We start from the raw sequence: 13,762 nt of genomic DNA on the forward strand, positions 1-13,762 counted from the left end.
GCCAATATGTCCACCGCGCTGCTGCTGCTCGCCACCGCGGGATGCGCCCCGGCCGCGATCGAGCAGGCGCCGGCGACCGCCCTGCCCCCGCCCGCTACATCCCCCGCAACCGAAACGCCCGCCGGCGCCCCGCTCGCCGAGTTTTTCCAGAAATATGACGAGGCACAGCTGTCGCTGTCGCCCGAAACCAAGGCCTATCGCGGAATTCGCGACGGCGACTATGGCAAATGGGACGATGTCGGCGACGAGGCCGAGGTGGCCCGCCACAAGCTGCAACAGGCGACCGCCGCGGCGATGCAGGGCAGCTACGATCCCGCCACCCTGTCGGGCGACGACGCGCTGTCGTTCGAACTGTTCAACGCTCAGGCGAAGCGCGAGGAAAGCCTGTTCGCCTTTCGCCACCACAATTATCTGTTCAACCAGATGCGCGGCGCGCAAAGCCAGATGCCGGCATTCCTGATCAATATTCACCGCGTCTCGACCGTCGCCGAGGCCGACGCCTATGTCGAGCGCATCCGCGGCCTCGGCCCGATCATCGACGCGCTGACCGCGCAATCGGCCGAACGCGCCAAGATGGGCATCCAGCCGCCCAAATGGGTCTATGCCTATGTCATTTCGGACATCGAGAATCTGTTGAAGCCCGGCAACGCGCTGATCGAGGATATCGGCGCCAAGGTCGGCAAGCTCGATATCGCCGCCGCCGAAAAGACGCGGTTGGTCGATGCGGCGAACGCGGCGTGGGCGACTAGCGCCGGCCCCGCCTACACCCGGCTGCTCGCCGAAATGAAGCGCCAGCAACCGGGCGCGCCGACCGCCGACGGGGTGTGGCGCCTGCCCGACGGCAAGGCCTATTACGAAGCCTTGCTCGCCAGCTATACGACGACCGACATGACCGCAGCCGAAGTCCACGACCTTGGCCTGGCCGAAGTCGCGCGGATCCATGGCGAGATGAAGACGATCATGGCCCAGGTCGGCTTCAAGGGCAGCCTGCCGCAATTCTTCGAGCATCTGCGGACGAGCCCGCAATATTATTACGACACGCGCGAGGCCTATCTGGCCGACGTCGACAAGCATGTGAAAGCGATGGAAGCGCGCCTGCCCGCCTTCTTCAACACGCTGCCCAAGGCGCCGCTGGTGGTGAAAGCGGTCGAGGCGTTCCGCGAGAAATCGGCGGGCAAGGCGTTCTATCAGTCGCCCTCGCCCGACGGGTCGCGGCCGGGCACCTATTATGTGAACCTGTATAATCTGCGCGACATGTCGAAGACCGAGCTCGAAGCGCTCGCCTATCATGAGGGGGTTCCCGGCCACCATCTGCAGCGCGCGGTGCAGACCGAACTCACCGGGCTGCCGCCCTTCCGCCGCTTCGGCGGCTTCACCGCCTATACCGAAGGCTGGGGCCTCTATACCGAAGAGCTGGCCAAGGACATGGGGTTCTACACCGATCCCTACAGCGATTTCGGGCGGCTGGGGATGGAGTTGTGGCGCGCGTGCCGGCTGGTCGTCGATACCGGCATCCACGACAAGCGGTGGAGCCGCGAGCAGGCGATAAAATATCTGAAGGACAATACGCCGAACCCCGACGGCGACATCGAAAAGGCGATCGAACGCTATATCGTCTATCCCGGCCAGGCGAACGCCTATCTGATCGGCAAGCTGAAGATCATGGAGCTTCGCCGCCGCGCGCAGGCGGCGATGGGACCGCGCTTCGACATCCGTGCTTTCCACGACGTCGTGCTCGAAGCGGGTCCGGTGCCGCTCGACATCCTCGAACGGCGGGTCGATGCCTGGATCGCCGCCGACAAAGGTTAACCCGATTGACGATTGAACTTGACGAAGCCCCGCAAAAGGCAAAGGATTTGTTCTAGCTAAACAAGTCGGCACAAGCCGTCGGGGTCGGTCTCGTCATGACGGAAACTTTATCCTCGCCAACGGGCGCGGACGGCGACTCGCCGTTCGAGCTGCTCTATTTCCCGCCCGATCCCGATCTGGCGGAAATGGTGTCGAGTTTCTATTTCGTGCGCGTCGACATGCCGCTGTTCGACGAAAGCGAACGCGCCGACCGCCCGCAGTTCCGCTTCATGATGCCCGCCGGGGGCGAATATGTCTTTGCCGACGGCTATCGCTTTCCGGCGGGCCGCGCGACGATCATCGGGCCGACCAGCGGCAGCGTGCGCGCCATCGGCCGCGGCCCGCTGCGCATGTACGGTTTCGGACTGATGCCGGCAGGGTGGGCGACCTTGATGGGCGCCCACGCCGACAAGCTGACCGATCGCGCGATCAACGCCGCCGACCTGTTCGGCGACTGGATCGAGGATGTCGTCGACACCGTGGTGAATGCGGCCGACACCGCCGAGCGGCTGGTGATCGGCAATAATTTCGTCCGCGAAATCCTGAAGAAGAACGAGCCTGCACCGGTGTGGTTCACCCGCACCGTCGATGCCTGGCTGACCGCATCGCCGTCGCCGCAGGTGCCCGAACTGGTCGCGGCGACGGGGATGTCGATCCGGTCGGTCGAGCGCATGACCAAGCATTATTACGGCCTGTCGCCGCGGATGCTGGCGCGCAAATATCGCGCGGTGCGCGCGGCGTCGGCGCTCGCGCGCGGCGAAAAGCTCGACGCCGGCACGCTGGGCGATGCCTTTTACGACCAGTCGCACCTGATCCGCGAGATCAAGCGCTTCGCCGGCGCCACCCCCGGCCAGCTCGGCCGTCCGTCGCCCTATACGCAGGCGACGACGACGGGCCGCAAGCAGATGGCCGGCAAGGTCAGCCCGCTCGTCTCGGAAACCTGACCGGCGCGCGGCAAGGCTCCGCGCACGAAACATGCGCGCGATGCCGATTTGGCGTTTTCGTCCAATCGCGAATCGGTTGCCGGGCATAATCCACCCCTGCGACCCAGAAGAGCTCGCCCCTTTCAGGGGACCGAGACCTTCATCTTGGCACTCATTTGGCTTTGGCCGGATGGGTGCCTTTTTTTTGGGCGCAACTTTTCTATCGTTGCGCATATCGGCGATTGCTTGCGCTCGCGCGACGGCGGGCCTATGTAAGTGGAGTGATTTACTCCAGTTAAGAATCGTTCGCAATTCGTGGACGATAGAGGTCCGGAACCGAGATGCGCCTGTCGAACCTTGCCGATTATGCCGTGGTGCTGATGAGCGCCGCCGCGCGCCAGTGCGGGTCGGTTCCCATCCATGCCGGCATGCTCGCGGCGCAGACGGGCATTCCGGGGCCGACGGCGCAGAAGCTGGTGAGCGGCCTCGCCCGCGCCGGCCTGCTGGTCGCCTCGCGCGGCAGCGGCGGCGGGGTACGGCTGGCGCGGCCCGCGGCGGCGATCAGCGTCGCCGACATCATCGAAGCGGTCGAAGGGCCGATCGCGATGACCAGCTGCGTGTCCGAAGGGCGCCACGATTGCTCGCTCGAGGGCAATTGCAAGGTGCAGCCGCATTGGGACGTCGTGAACGGCGCGGTGCGCGGGGCTTTGCAAGAGATTAGTTTGGCGACGCTATCCGTCGCCCCGACCAAATCAAACCCGTTCGTGTCGAGCGAAGTCGAGACACCCCTCGACAGCGCACGACCGATGGGCCTCTCGACTTCGCTCGAGGCGAATGGAATTTTGCAATGACCGACAACACCGAACTGCCCGTGAAAGACCAGGCCGCGCACGATGCCGCGGCGAAGGTCGCCGATTATGAGCATGGCTGGTCCTCGACGATCGAGACCGACTTTGCGCCCAAGGGGCTGACCGAGGATACGGTCCGCTTCATTTCGGCGAAGAAGAACGAGCCCGAATGGATGCTCGACTGGCGGCTGAAGGCGTTTCGTCATTGGCAGACGATGGAGACGCCCGACTGGGCGAAGCTCAACGTGCCGCCGATCGATTATCAGGACGCGTACTATTACGCGGCGCCGAAGCCGAAGCCCAAGCTCGGCAGCCTCGACGAGGTCGATCCCGAGATCCTCGAGGTCTATAAAAAGCTCGGCATCCCGATCGAGGAGCAGAAGGTGCTCGCCGGGGTCGAGGGCGCGCGCAAGGTCGCGGTCGATGCGGTGTTCGACAGCGTCAGCGTCGCGACGACCTTCCGCGAGGAACTGAAGCGCGCCGGCGTGATCTTCCTGTCGATCAGCGAAGCGATCCGCGAATATCCAGAGATGGTTCAGAAGTGGCTCGGCAAGGTCGTGCCGATGCACGACAATTATTTCGCGGCCTTGAACTGCGCGGTCTTTTCGGACGGGACCTTCGTCTATGTGCCCGAAGGGGTGCGCTGCCCGATGGAGCTCAGCACCTATTTCCGCATCAACGCCGAAAATACCGGGCAGTTCGAGCGGACGCTGATCATCGCCGACAAGGGCGCGTACGTCAGCTATCTCGAAGGCTGCACCGCGCCGATGCGCGACGAGAACCAGCTCCACGCGGCGGTGGTCGAACTGGTGACGCTCGACGATGCCGAGATCAAATATTCGACGGTGCAGAACTGGTATCCCGGCAATGCCGAGGGGCTGGGTGGCATCTATAATTTCGTGACCAAGCGCGCGCTGTGCCAGGGCAAGCGCAGCAAGGTGTCGTGGACGCAGGTCGAAACCGGCTCGGCGGTGACGTGGAAATATCCCAGCTGCGTGCTGAACGGCGACGACAGCGTCGGCGAATTCTATTCGGTCGCGGTGACGAACAATTTCCAGCAGGCCGACACCGGCACCAAGATGATCCACAACGGCAAGCGCACGCGATCGACCATCGTCAGCAAGGGGATCAGCGCGGGCAAGTCGAACAACACCTATCGCGGCATCGTCCGCGTCGCGCCGAATGCCGAGGGGGTGCGCAACTTCACCCAGTGCGACAGCTTGCTGCTCGGCTCGCTCAGCGGCGCGCACACCGTGCCGTACATCGAGGTCCGCAACCCGACGGCGACCGTCGAGCATGAGGCGACGACGAGCAAGATTTCGGACGACCAGCTGTTCTACGCGATGCAGCGCGGGCTGGGGCAGGAAGAGGCGGTGGCGCTGATCGTCAACGGCTTTGCCAAGGAAGTCTTGCAGCAGCTGCCGATGGAGTTTGCGGTCGAGGCGCAGAAATTGCTGGGCATCAGCCTTGAGGGGAGCGTGGGATGATTTCTTACTTGTTGATTGCGCTGCTTGCCGCCTCTTCGACTACCGAACCGCAAGCCTCAGATACGCTCGGCATGCGTATGGAGGAATATCGAAACTGCGTTTCCGAACAAATTCGGGAAGAGGCATTACGCCAATACCGGAAGGATCGGAAACTGGCCTCCGACAAGGTGATCGCAGATTTCGCAATTCGCGCATGCACTGCGTTCAGCGAGCGGCTTCGCACGCAGATAGCGCAAGATTTGACGCCGATGTACCCGGACAAGTCTCCGAGCGAAATCGATCAGCTTGCGAGCGAGGGTGTCGCAGACTTCAACAAGACAACAATGAAAACATTCGCGCGCGCTTTCGTGCGAGATGTTCCGAAAAAAACTATTGAAATGGTCGAAGAAGAAGATCGCGCACAAAATGCTCAAAATTGAAAATCTCCACGCCACCGTTGCCGACAAGCCGATCCTGAAGGGCCTGTCGCTCAGCATCCATGCGGGCGAGATCCATGCGATCATGGGGCCCAATGGCGCGGGCAAGTCGACGCTGTCCTATGTCCTCGGCGGGCGGCCGGGGTATGAAGTCACCGAGGGGTCGGTCGGGTGACGATAGACCCCACCCCAACCCCTCCCCTGAAGGGGAGGGGCTATAAGCTCCGCGACGAGGCGAAGCGCCTAAACACCCCTCCCCTTCGGGGGAGGGGCCGGGGGTGGGGTCCATCGGCCTCCACCATCGAAGAGTTGCAAAGCCGCGCGCGCCAGATGCGCAACAATCCGACCGAGCCGGAAAAACGGCTGTGGCGGCGTTTGTCGAACGGGCAGTTGGATGGTCACAAGTTTCGCCGTCAGCAGGTCATTGGCTGGCAGATCGCCGATTTCGTTTGCTCGGGCGCGAAGCTGATCGTCGAGGTCGATGGCGACACGCATGAGGAAGCCAAAGATCGGACGCGCGACGCCGCGCTGGCTGAGCATGGATATCGCACGGTCCATGTGACCAATCCTGATGTGATGAGCAATATGGACGGCGTGGTGCAGTTACTTGCCGAAGCCTTGCGTCAGGCCGAGAGACCCCACCCCAACCCCTCCCCTGAAGGGGAGAGGCTTAAGAGGGTCGAGGCACAGAAATTGCTGGGGATCAGCCTTGAGGGGAGTGTCGGGTGATGCGACCGATTGCGAAAATGGCGGTCGTCCTTGCGGCGGCGCTATTGGCCGGATGCGGGGACGCCGACTCGGGCGGTGACGGCGGTGGCTTGCTCGACACGTCGACGATTGCACAGGCGCTCCCGCCCGAAGTGCGCAGCGTGATCACCTCCTATGAGCAGGATTTGCTGGGTGCCGCGGCAAGCTACAAGGCGGAATTCGGCTATTTGCCGAAAAGTTTTGCCGATGTCGCTTCGGTCGCCGGAGCACGCGAGGCGGCGGTGAATGTGCTGGCCGACGGCATCGGCGAGCAGCTGCCCTTCGCTAGCCGCGAAACGGCGCAAAAGGCCGCCAACACGATGATCACTGCCGCTGAGCAGAAGATTTTAGACAGAATGAAAGCGCAAGATGCTGGAAATCCTTAACCTCCACGCCACCGTCGCCGACAAGCCGATCCTGAAAGGCCTGTCGCTCAGCATCAATGCGGGCGAGATCCATGCGATCATGGGGCCCAATGGCGCGGGTAAATCGACCTTGTCCTATGTGCTCGGCGGGCGGCCGGGTTATGAGGTCACCGAAGGTTCGGCCCAGTTCGACGGGCAAGACCTTCTCGCCCTCGAACCGCACGAGCGCGCCGCCGCCGGGTTGTTCCTTGGGTTCCAGTATCCGGTCGAAATCCCCGGCGTGTCGAACGTCCAGTTCCTGCGCGAGGCGCTCAACACGCAGCGCAAGGCGCGGGGCGAAGAACCGCTGTCGGGCGGCGAGTTTCTGAAGGTGGCGCGCGAGAAAGCCGCGCTGCTCAAGATGGACATGGACATGCTGAAGCGACCCGTGAACGTCGGCTTTTCGGGCGGCGAGAAGAAGCGCAACGAGATGGTGCAGATGGGGATCCTCGACCCCAAGCTCGCGATCCTCGACGAGACCGACAGCGGCCTCGACATCGATGCGCTGCGCACGGTGGGCGACGGGATCAATTCGATCATGCGGCGCCCCGACAAGGCGGTTCTGCTGATCACGCATTACCAGCGGCTGCTCGATTATGTGCAGCCCGATTTCGTGCATGTGCTGGCCGGGGGCCGGATCGTGAAGTCGGGCGGGCCGGAGCTGGCGCGTGAGCTGGAAGCGCATGGGTATGCGGAGATTGCGGCGTGATGCAGCGCAATCAGATCCTCCCCACTGGTGGGGAGGTGGCAGACGCGCAGCGGCTGACGGAGGGGGCCATCGAAGCCCGCCGACGTTGCGGTCGCACGCGAACCCCCTCCACCACCCTTCGGGCGGTCCCCCTCCCCGTTCCGGGGAGGATTGCATGACCGCCCTGCCCTCACGCCGCGACGAAGCCTGGCGTTACTCCGATATCGACGCGGTGGCTGCGGCGTGGCCGTTACCGGCGCCCGAGAGCATTATCGTGCCCACGGGCGGCAAGTTTGCGCGGGCGATCGTGCAGGATGCGGGCGGTATCCGGCAGATCGAGCTGGTGCTCGGCAAGGGCGCGGTGGCTTCGCTGCATGTGCTGAACGTCGGCGGGGCTTATGGGCGGATCGAGCTGGCGGTGACGCTCCACGAGGGCGCGGACTTCCATCTTGGCGCGGCACAGATCGGCGGCGGGGAGCAGAATCTGGAGATCGTCACCACGATCACCCACGCCGAGCCCGGCGCGACGTCGCGGCAGGTGGTGCGATCGGTGCTCGGCGGCACCGCGACCGGTACCTATCTGGGCAAGGTCGCAGTCGCGCGCGACGCGCAGCAGACCGACAGCGCGCAGGATGTGAAGGCGATGCTGCTCGACCGCAGCGCGACCGCGAACGCCAAGCCCGAGCTGGAGATTTACGCCGACGATGTGAAATGCGCGCACGGCTGCGCGATCGGCGAACTCGATGCGATGGCGCTATACTATCTGCAATCGCGCGGGATTCCGCCGGGCGAGGCGAAGAAGCTGATGTTGCAGGCGTTTGTTGCCGGGGTGTTCGACGGCGCCGAGGATGAGGCGCGGTTGCAGGAACTGGCGCTGGCGAAGCTGGGGGAGTTGGTGTGAGCGGTAGCGCGACGATCCTCCCCGGAACGGGGAGGGGGACCAGCGAAGCTGGTGGAGGGGTACGTGCGGCCAATCCTTCCCCCGATACGGCAAGCAAACCGCCTGTGCCCCTCCACCATCCTGCGGATGGTCCCCCTCCCCGTCCCGGGGAGGATCTGCGCGCCGATTTCCCGGGCCTCGCGGGCAATTGGCATTATCTCGACACCGCCGCCACCGCGCAGAAGCCGCAGGCCGTCATCGACGCCACCGTGAATGCGATGGGGCGCGATTATGCGACGGTGCATCGCGGCGTCTATGCGCGGTCGGCCGACATGACGCTCGCCTATGAGGCGGCGCGGCGGCGGATTGCGGGCTTCATCGGGGCGAAGGACGATCAGATCGCCTTCGTGCGCGGCGCGACCGAGGCGATCAACCTGGTCGCCTATAGCCATCCGCGCAAGGGCCGCGTGCTGCTCTCGACCCTCGAACATCACAGCAATATCGTGCCGTGGCAGCTGGCGGGCTGGCAGGTCGACGTCTGCCCGCTGACCGCCGACGGCTGCATCGATCTCGACGCCGCCGAAAAGCTGCTGACCCCCGAACATACGATGGTCGCCTTTGCGCATGTGTCGAACGTGCTCGGCAGCCCGCTCGACGTCGCGCGGGCGGCCGAACTGGCGCACCGCGTTGACGCCGAGCTGCTGGTCGACGGTTGCCAGGCGGTCCCTCGCCTGCCCGTCGATGTCGCGGCCCTCGGCTGCGACTATTATGTCTTTTCGGGGCACAAGCTTTATGGCCCGACCGGGATCGGCGTGCTGTGGAGCGACAAGCTCGATAGCCTGCCGCCGTGGCAGGGCGGCGGGTCGATGATCGACCGCGTGACCTTTGAGCGCACGACTTATGCCCCCGCGCCGACGCGCTTCGAGGCGGGGACGCCGGCGATCATCGAAGCGATCGGGCTGGCGGCGGCGGTTGATTATGTCGCGGGCATCGGCATCGACGCGATCCACGCGCATGAATGCCAGCTGGTCGGCAGCTTGCGCGAGGCGCTGGCGCGCAAGAACAGCATCACCTTGTTCGGCCCCGAAAACAGCGCCGGAATCGTGAGCTTTTCGATGGCGGGGGTTCATCCGCACGACATCGGCACTATCTTGGATGAAAGCGGGGTCGCGATCCGCGCCGGGCACCATTGCGCACAGCCGCTGATGGAGCATCTGGGTGTCCCCGCGACCGCGCGCGCGAGTTTTGGCGTGTACAGCAATGACGACGACGTGGCGGCGCTGATCGAAGGCCTGTCGCGGGTCGAAAGGATTTTCGGATGAGCGAGGACCGCATGAACGAGACCGGCATCAAGGTCGAGGAAGTGACCAGCGTCGAGGCGCCGCCGAAGGCGCGCGTCGTGGATGTGGAAAGCGCGCCCGAAACGATGGGCGCGAAGCTCGAGCGCAAGCGCGACTATCTGGAAGGCTTTCTCGCCGCCAAGCCCGCGGCGGTCGCACCGAGCGCGGTCGGCGGCGACCTGTACGAAGCCGTCGTCAATGCGCTCAAGGACATTTACGACCCGGAAATCCCGGTGAATATCTATGACCTTGGCCTGATCTATAACGTCGAGATCGACGAGGGGCATGCCGTCGTCACGATGACGCTGACGACGCCGCATTGCCCGGTCGCGGAATCGATGCCCGCCGAGGTCGAACTGCGCGTCGGCGCGGTGCCAGGGGTCGGCGATGCCGAGGTCAATCTGGTGTGGGATCCGCCGTGGTCGCCCGACAATATGAGCGACGAAGCGCGGCTCGAACTGGGAATGCTGTGATGACCGAGACGAAAATCCGCACCCGCCCCGCGGCGGTCACCCTGACCGCCAACGCCGAAGCGCGTGTCGCGGCGCTGATGGCAGCCGCGCCTGACGGCGCGATCGGGGTCAAGCTGTCGACACCGCGCCGCGGCTGTTCGGGGCTCGCCTATTCGGTCGATTATATCACCGACGAGGTGAAGTTCGACGAGAAGATCGAAACCCCCGGCGGTGTGCTCTATATCGACGGCGGATCGGTGCTGTACCTGATCGGCAGCGTCATGGACTGGGTCGAGGATGATTTCGCCGCCGGCTTCGTCTTCGAAAATCCGAACGCCAAGGGTGCGTGCGGTTGCGGCGAGAGCTTTACCGTCTAGCGCCGCTCAGCGGCACGCCGACCAGCCGCCGGACCGCACCGCCATGTCGAGGTGGAAATGGTCGGCGTGCGCGACGTTGTAATCGGGCGACAGGACGGTGTTGAACAGGTCGCACGACCCGTCGCGCACCGCGCGCAGGAAGTCGCGGCGCACGTCGGGCTCGTCCCAGTCGTTGATCAGCGAAATGCGCGTCCCGTCGGCGAGGACGAACGCCGAAATGTCGATCGCATTGGCGGTCGAATGCTCGCTCGGCCGCGCGCCGCCGCCGATCGTGCGGCAGTTGTAGCTGCCGAGATTTTCGAGCGCGGCGACCTTTTGCCCGAAATATTGCTGCGCCAGCGGCTGGACGACGTCGCGGTTCCACAGCGCCATCGTCGCGGTCACCGCGCAGCCCGGCGCGGCAGTGGCCGGGCGCATCGTCGGGACCAGCCGGTCGCCGGTCAGCACCATGCGCTGGCTGGCGCGGCACGTGCCGGCGCCGACCGCGGGGCGGCGTTCGTAACCGGCGGCGGCGCGGTCGAAGGCGGCGAAACAGGCGGCATCGTCGCCGACCAGCGCGGTCAGCTTGCGCTGCGTCGCCCAGCCCTGCGGATGCGCGAGTTCGAAGCGCGTGCCGGGGAAATGCTCGGGATGGTCGCGCACCCACTGCATGCCGCGGATCGCGCCGACGGTCAGCAGCACCGCGATCGCGAACCAGATCAGATAGGGACGGAGGCTTTTCACCGGCCCTAAGTGGCGTGCGGATGTCGCCGCGGCAAGGTCAGGCGGGCCCATTTTCCTGTCGCCGACCGCGGGCGAGCCGCGCGAGCGAGAGCCAGAAGATCGCGAACAGCACCAGCGAAAAGCCGCCCGACCAGGCGAGCTTTTCGAGGCTGGGATCCTTGCCGTTGAAATAGAGCATCTGGAAGATGTTGAGCGCGACGATCGCCCGCAACATCCATTCGACGTTGAGCCGGCTGAGCACATAGCTGCCGAACGGCGCCATGAAGAGCACGACCGGATAGGCGCAGAGCCAGGTCCGCACCTGGTAATCGCTGATCCCGCCGTCCCAGACGACGCGGTAGGCGTAGCCGAGGATCGATATTGCCGCCATCACCATGATGCTGATGTGGGTTGCCGCCTTTTCCTCCATGCGAAAGCGGGTGACGAGCAGGGTGTAGATGACGATGTCGGCGCCGGTGCCGAACAGGCTGGCGCAGAGCCCGCCGACGAACAGCATCGCGGCGAGCATCGCATGGTCGGCGGGCCCCGTCGCCGCCAGCGCGGGCCGGTCGCCGCGATGGTCGCCGAATACATAGGCGAGTGCGAAGGTCAGGATGAGGCTGAGGAACAGCGCCTGGATGATGTACACCGGCATCGCCTGGAGCGTCGCCATGCCGGTGACGAAGCCCGCGAAGGCGACGGGGACGAACCACAGCACCGGCCGGTAGGTGGCGAGGCATTGATTGCGGCGCGACAGGATCCACACGCTCGCGCTGGTCATCCCGACCGACTGGATCATCAGGCTGAAATCGCGCGCCATCGTGCGCTCGACGTCGAGGAAGATGCTGAGCACCGGAAAGGCGACCGCGCCGCCGCCTTCGGGGGTCAGTCCCGCGACGAAGGCGCCGAGCACCATGATCGCGGGATAATACCAATGCTCCCACAGGAACGGCAACGTGTTGAGGGCCGCGAACAGCACGACCCACAGCAGCATCATCCCGGCGTACCAGCCGCGGAATATCCGGCTTTCGAAAAACATCGCCGCCCCCTGGCCGGCGTCGCTCGCGCCGGCCCTTCCGATGCGGCGCTACATGACAACGCTCACATCTGGCTAGGGGGCAAAATGGGGCGCGGGATCGGCGATCAGGCGAGCGGTTCGAAGGTCACCGTCAGCCCGTCCTTCGGACGCGGGATCGGCAGCATCTGCCATTCGGGATCGTAACCCGGCGCGATAACGATGCGGTGCGTGGTCACGACATGGTGGAAAAAGATCTTCGCCTGCATATAGGCGAAGTGCAGCCCCAGGCACATGTGGGCGCCGCCGCCGAAGGGCACCCACGCATATTTATGGCGCTCGCGCGCGACTTCGGGCGAAAAGCGCATCGGGTCGAACTTGTCGGGATCGGGCCAATGCTCGGCCATCATGTGGGTATAGGCGGGGCTGACCCCGACCGAGGTGCCCGCGGGAATGCGGTAGCCGCCGAACTCGAAATCCTTGAGCGCGCGGCGCGGGAAGCTCGGCACTGGCGGCACCAGCCGCAGCGATTCCTTGAACGCCCATTCGGTGAGCTCGAGCTCGCCGAGGCTGTTGTGGCCGACGCCCTCGCCCGCCGGGGCGACGGCGAGCATTTCGGCGCGCAGCCGGTCCTGCCATTCGGGATGCCTGGCGAGCATCCAGACCATCGACGTCACCGAACTGGTGATCGTGTCGTGCGCCGCCATCATCAGGAAGTTCATATGGTCGACGATCGCCCCGGCGCTCAGATATTCACCGTCGTCGTCCCTGGCGCGGCAGATCTGGCTGAAGATGTCCTCACCCGCCCCCTCGCGCCGCGCGGGCACCATGCGACCGAAATAATCGACCAGATAGGCGCGCCCCCTGGCACCGCGGCCCATCGCGGTGAAGGGCAGCGGGCGGCGGACGACGCCGATCGACGCCTGTACCATGTCGACGAACGCCTGGTTGACCTTGTCGGCCTCCGGCCCCCACGGGATACCGAGGAAGCTGGTCGCGGCCAGATCGAGCGTCAGTTCCTTGATCGCCGGATAGAATTTGAAGGTCTTGCCGCTCCACGCGCCGATGCGATCCTTGATCCCTTCGTTCAGCGATTCGGCATAGTGGCGCATCGGTTCGGGCTTGAAAGCGACCGACAGCACCTTGCGGTCGGCGCGGTGCTTGTCGAAATCCATCAGCATCAGCCCGCGCGGGAACAAGAGGTTGAGCACCGGCCCCCAGCCCTGTTCGGACGAGAATATCTTGTCGCGGTCGAACATCACCAGCTCGTTCGCCTCGGGCCCGTGCAGCGCGACGCTGCGCCCGCCGAAGCTGTTGTTGCGATAGACGCGGCCGTAGGTTTCGACCATCCGCCGGGCAAAACCGGGATAGTCGCGCAGCTGCTCCAGCGTGTTGCCGATCACCGGCATCCCGTCCTCGCCCGGAATATGGTCGAGCGTCGCGTCGGGATTGCGCGGCAGCCAGTGCGCGGTATCGGGCCCGAAGCGGCCTTCCGACCATTTGATCTTCGCAGGAGCATTCATCGCCGCAAACCCTTGTCCAACCTCGCCAGAGAGGCATGGCTAGCTCACTACTGACATCGATGCAAGTAACGCCTGTTACAGGATGGGACTCCATTCACCGCAAATTCAACTC

General features: G+C 64.7%; 15 protein-coding genes and 1 pseudogene. 13 read left to right on the plus strand and 3 right to left on the minus strand.

Translation table 11 applies throughout. The features are described from left to right. The first annotated feature begins 6 nt into the window (after positions 1-6). From HEQ22_RS11250 to HEQ22_RS11310, 13 genes and pseudogenes are all read left to right on the plus strand, one after another. Entirely contained in the window at positions 7-1,809 is a 1,803-nt protein-coding gene (locus tag HEQ22_RS11250; protein ID WP_432770862.1) for a DUF885 domain-containing protein, read from the plus strand. 95 nt (positions 1,810-1,904) lie between these two features. Next, positions 1,905-2,792, plus strand: coding sequence for a helix-turn-helix domain-containing protein (locus HEQ22_RS11255; RefSeq protein ID WP_432767988.1), 888 nt, complete (start codon positions 1,905-1,907; stop codon positions 2,790-2,792). A gap of 320 nt (positions 2,793-3,112) precedes the next feature. Further along, entirely contained in the window at positions 3,113-3,622 is a 510-nt protein-coding gene (locus HEQ22_RS11260; RefSeq protein WP_432767989.1) for an RrF2 family transcriptional regulator, read from the plus strand. Beyond that, positions 3,619-5,106 (plus strand): Fe-S cluster assembly protein SufB, encoded by a 1,488-nt coding sequence (gene sufB, locus HEQ22_RS11265; protein ID WP_432767990.1) that lies wholly within the window; start codon positions 3,619-3,621, stop codon positions 5,104-5,106. Before HEQ22_RS11260 ends, sufB begins: the two co-directional genes overlap by 4 nt. Further along, positions 5,103-5,525, plus strand: coding sequence for a hypothetical protein (locus HEQ22_RS11270; protein WP_432767991.1), 423 nt, complete (start codon positions 5,103-5,105; stop codon positions 5,523-5,525). Before sufB ends, HEQ22_RS11270 begins: the two co-directional genes overlap by 4 nt. Continuing rightward, positions 5,512-5,691: pseudogene (locus tag HEQ22_RS11275) on the plus strand (ATP-binding cassette domain-containing protein); the annotation flags it as partial. The gene HEQ22_RS11270 and the pseudogene HEQ22_RS11275, both read left to right, overlap by 14 nt. A 161-nt stretch (positions 5,692-5,852) precedes the next feature. After that, positions 5,853-6,251, plus strand: coding sequence for a DUF559 domain-containing protein (locus HEQ22_RS11280; protein WP_432767992.1), 399 nt, complete (start codon positions 5,853-5,855; stop codon positions 6,249-6,251). Beyond that, on the plus strand, positions 6,248-6,655 hold the full coding sequence (locus HEQ22_RS11285) for a hypothetical protein (protein ID WP_432767993.1): 408 nt from the start codon (positions 6,248-6,250) through the stop codon (positions 6,653-6,655). Before HEQ22_RS11280 ends, HEQ22_RS11285 begins: the two co-directional genes overlap by 4 nt. Continuing rightward, positions 6,639-7,382 carry a Fe-S cluster assembly ATPase SufC gene (gene sufC, locus HEQ22_RS11290; RefSeq protein ID WP_432767994.1) on the plus strand — a complete coding sequence of 248 codons (744 nt, stop codon included), beginning with the start codon at positions 6,639-6,641 and terminating at the stop codon, positions 7,380-7,382. Before HEQ22_RS11285 ends, sufC begins: the two co-directional genes overlap by 17 nt. Before the next feature lie 154 nt (positions 7,383-7,536). Further along, on the plus strand, positions 7,537-8,262 hold the full coding sequence (locus HEQ22_RS11295) for a SufD family Fe-S cluster assembly protein (RefSeq protein WP_432767995.1): 726 nt from the start codon (positions 7,537-7,539) through the stop codon (positions 8,260-8,262). 104 nt (positions 8,263-8,366) lie between these two features. Beyond that, positions 8,367-9,563: an aminotransferase class V-fold PLP-dependent enzyme gene (locus HEQ22_RS11300; protein ID WP_432767996.1), complete on the plus strand. Its 1,197-nt coding sequence runs from the start codon at positions 8,367-8,369 to the stop codon at positions 9,561-9,563. After that, a complete protein-coding gene (locus tag HEQ22_RS11305; RefSeq protein ID WP_432767997.1) occupies positions 9,560-10,054 on the plus strand; it encodes an SUF system Fe-S cluster assembly protein in 495 nt (164 codons plus the stop codon). Before HEQ22_RS11300 ends, HEQ22_RS11305 begins: the two co-directional genes overlap by 4 nt. Beyond that, on the plus strand, positions 10,054-10,410 hold the full coding sequence (locus HEQ22_RS11310) for a HesB/IscA family protein (protein ID WP_432767998.1): 357 nt from the start codon (positions 10,054-10,056) through the stop codon (positions 10,408-10,410). The genes HEQ22_RS11305 and HEQ22_RS11310 overlap by 1 nt, the downstream gene beginning before the upstream one ends. Before the next feature lie 6 nt (positions 10,411-10,416). Here HEQ22_RS11310 and HEQ22_RS11315 read toward each other — a convergent pair whose 3' ends face one another. The 3 genes from HEQ22_RS11315 to HEQ22_RS11325 all read right to left on the minus strand — a co-directional run bounded on the left by HEQ22_RS11315 (position 10,417) and on the right by HEQ22_RS11325 (position 13,650). Beyond that, the gene (locus HEQ22_RS11315; RefSeq protein WP_432767999.1) at positions 10,417-11,133 is read right to left on the minus strand and encodes an extensin-like domain-containing protein; all 717 of its coding nucleotides are present in this window, start codon (positions 11,131-11,133) and stop codon (positions 10,417-10,419) included. A gap of 37 nt (positions 11,134-11,170) precedes the next feature. Further along, positions 11,171-12,151: a sulfite exporter TauE/SafE family protein gene (locus HEQ22_RS11320; RefSeq protein ID WP_432768000.1), complete on the minus strand. Its 981-nt coding sequence runs from the start codon at positions 12,149-12,151 to the stop codon at positions 11,171-11,173. 104 nt (positions 12,152-12,255) lie between these two features. After that, a complete protein-coding gene (locus tag HEQ22_RS11325; protein ID WP_432768001.1) occupies positions 12,256-13,650 on the minus strand; it encodes a cytochrome P450 in 1,395 nt (464 codons plus the stop codon). Between the last annotated feature and the right edge of the window lie 112 nt (positions 13,651-13,762).

This window comes from Sphingopyxis sp. (assembly GCF_050916055.1).
GTDB lineage: Bacteria > Pseudomonadota > Alphaproteobacteria > Sphingomonadales > Sphingomonadaceae > Sphingopyxis.

What these genes read in the sequence shown, in the direction of transcription:
- sufC (WP_432767994.1), top strand. Translation starts at nt 6,639, where the DNA reads ATGCTGGAAATCCTTAACCTCCACGCCACCGTCGCCGACAAGCCGATC.
- HEQ22_RS11310 (WP_432767998.1), top strand. Translation starts at nt 10,054, where the DNA reads ATGACCGAGACGAAAATCCGCACCCGCCCCGCGGCGGTCACCCTGACC.
- HEQ22_RS11260 (WP_432767989.1), top strand. Translation starts at nt 3,113, where the DNA reads ATGCGCCTGTCGAACCTTGCCGATTATGCCGTGGTGCTGATGAGCGCC.
- HEQ22_RS11270 (WP_432767991.1), top strand. Translation starts at nt 5,103, where the DNA reads ATGATTTCTTACTTGTTGATTGCGCTGCTTGCCGCCTCTTCGACTACC.
- HEQ22_RS11305 (WP_432767997.1), top strand. Translation starts at nt 9,560, where the DNA reads ATGAGCGAGGACCGCATGAACGAGACCGGCATCAAGGTCGAGGAAGTG.
- HEQ22_RS11255 (WP_432767988.1), top strand. Translation starts at nt 1,905, where the DNA reads ATGACGGAAACTTTATCCTCGCCAACGGGCGCGGACGGCGACTCGCCG.
- sufB (WP_432767990.1), top strand. Translation starts at nt 3,619, where the DNA reads ATGACCGACAACACCGAACTGCCCGTGAAAGACCAGGCCGCGCACGAT.
- HEQ22_RS11320 (WP_432768000.1), bottom strand. Translation starts at nt 12,151, where the DNA reads ATGTTTTTCGAAAGCCGGATATTCCGCGGCTGGTACGCCGGGATGATG.
- HEQ22_RS11280 (WP_432767992.1), top strand. Translation starts at nt 5,853, where the DNA reads ATGCGCAACAATCCGACCGAGCCGGAAAAACGGCTGTGGCGGCGTTTG.
- HEQ22_RS11295 (WP_432767995.1), top strand. Translation starts at nt 7,537, where the DNA reads ATGACCGCCCTGCCCTCACGCCGCGACGAAGCCTGGCGTTACTCCGAT.
- HEQ22_RS11250 (WP_432770862.1), top strand. Translation starts at nt 7, where the DNA reads ATGTCCACCGCGCTGCTGCTGCTCGCCACCGCGGGATGCGCCCCGGCC.
- HEQ22_RS11325 (WP_432768001.1), bottom strand. Translation starts at nt 13,650, where the DNA reads ATGAATGCTCCTGCGAAGATCAAATGGTCGGAAGGCCGCTTCGGGCCC.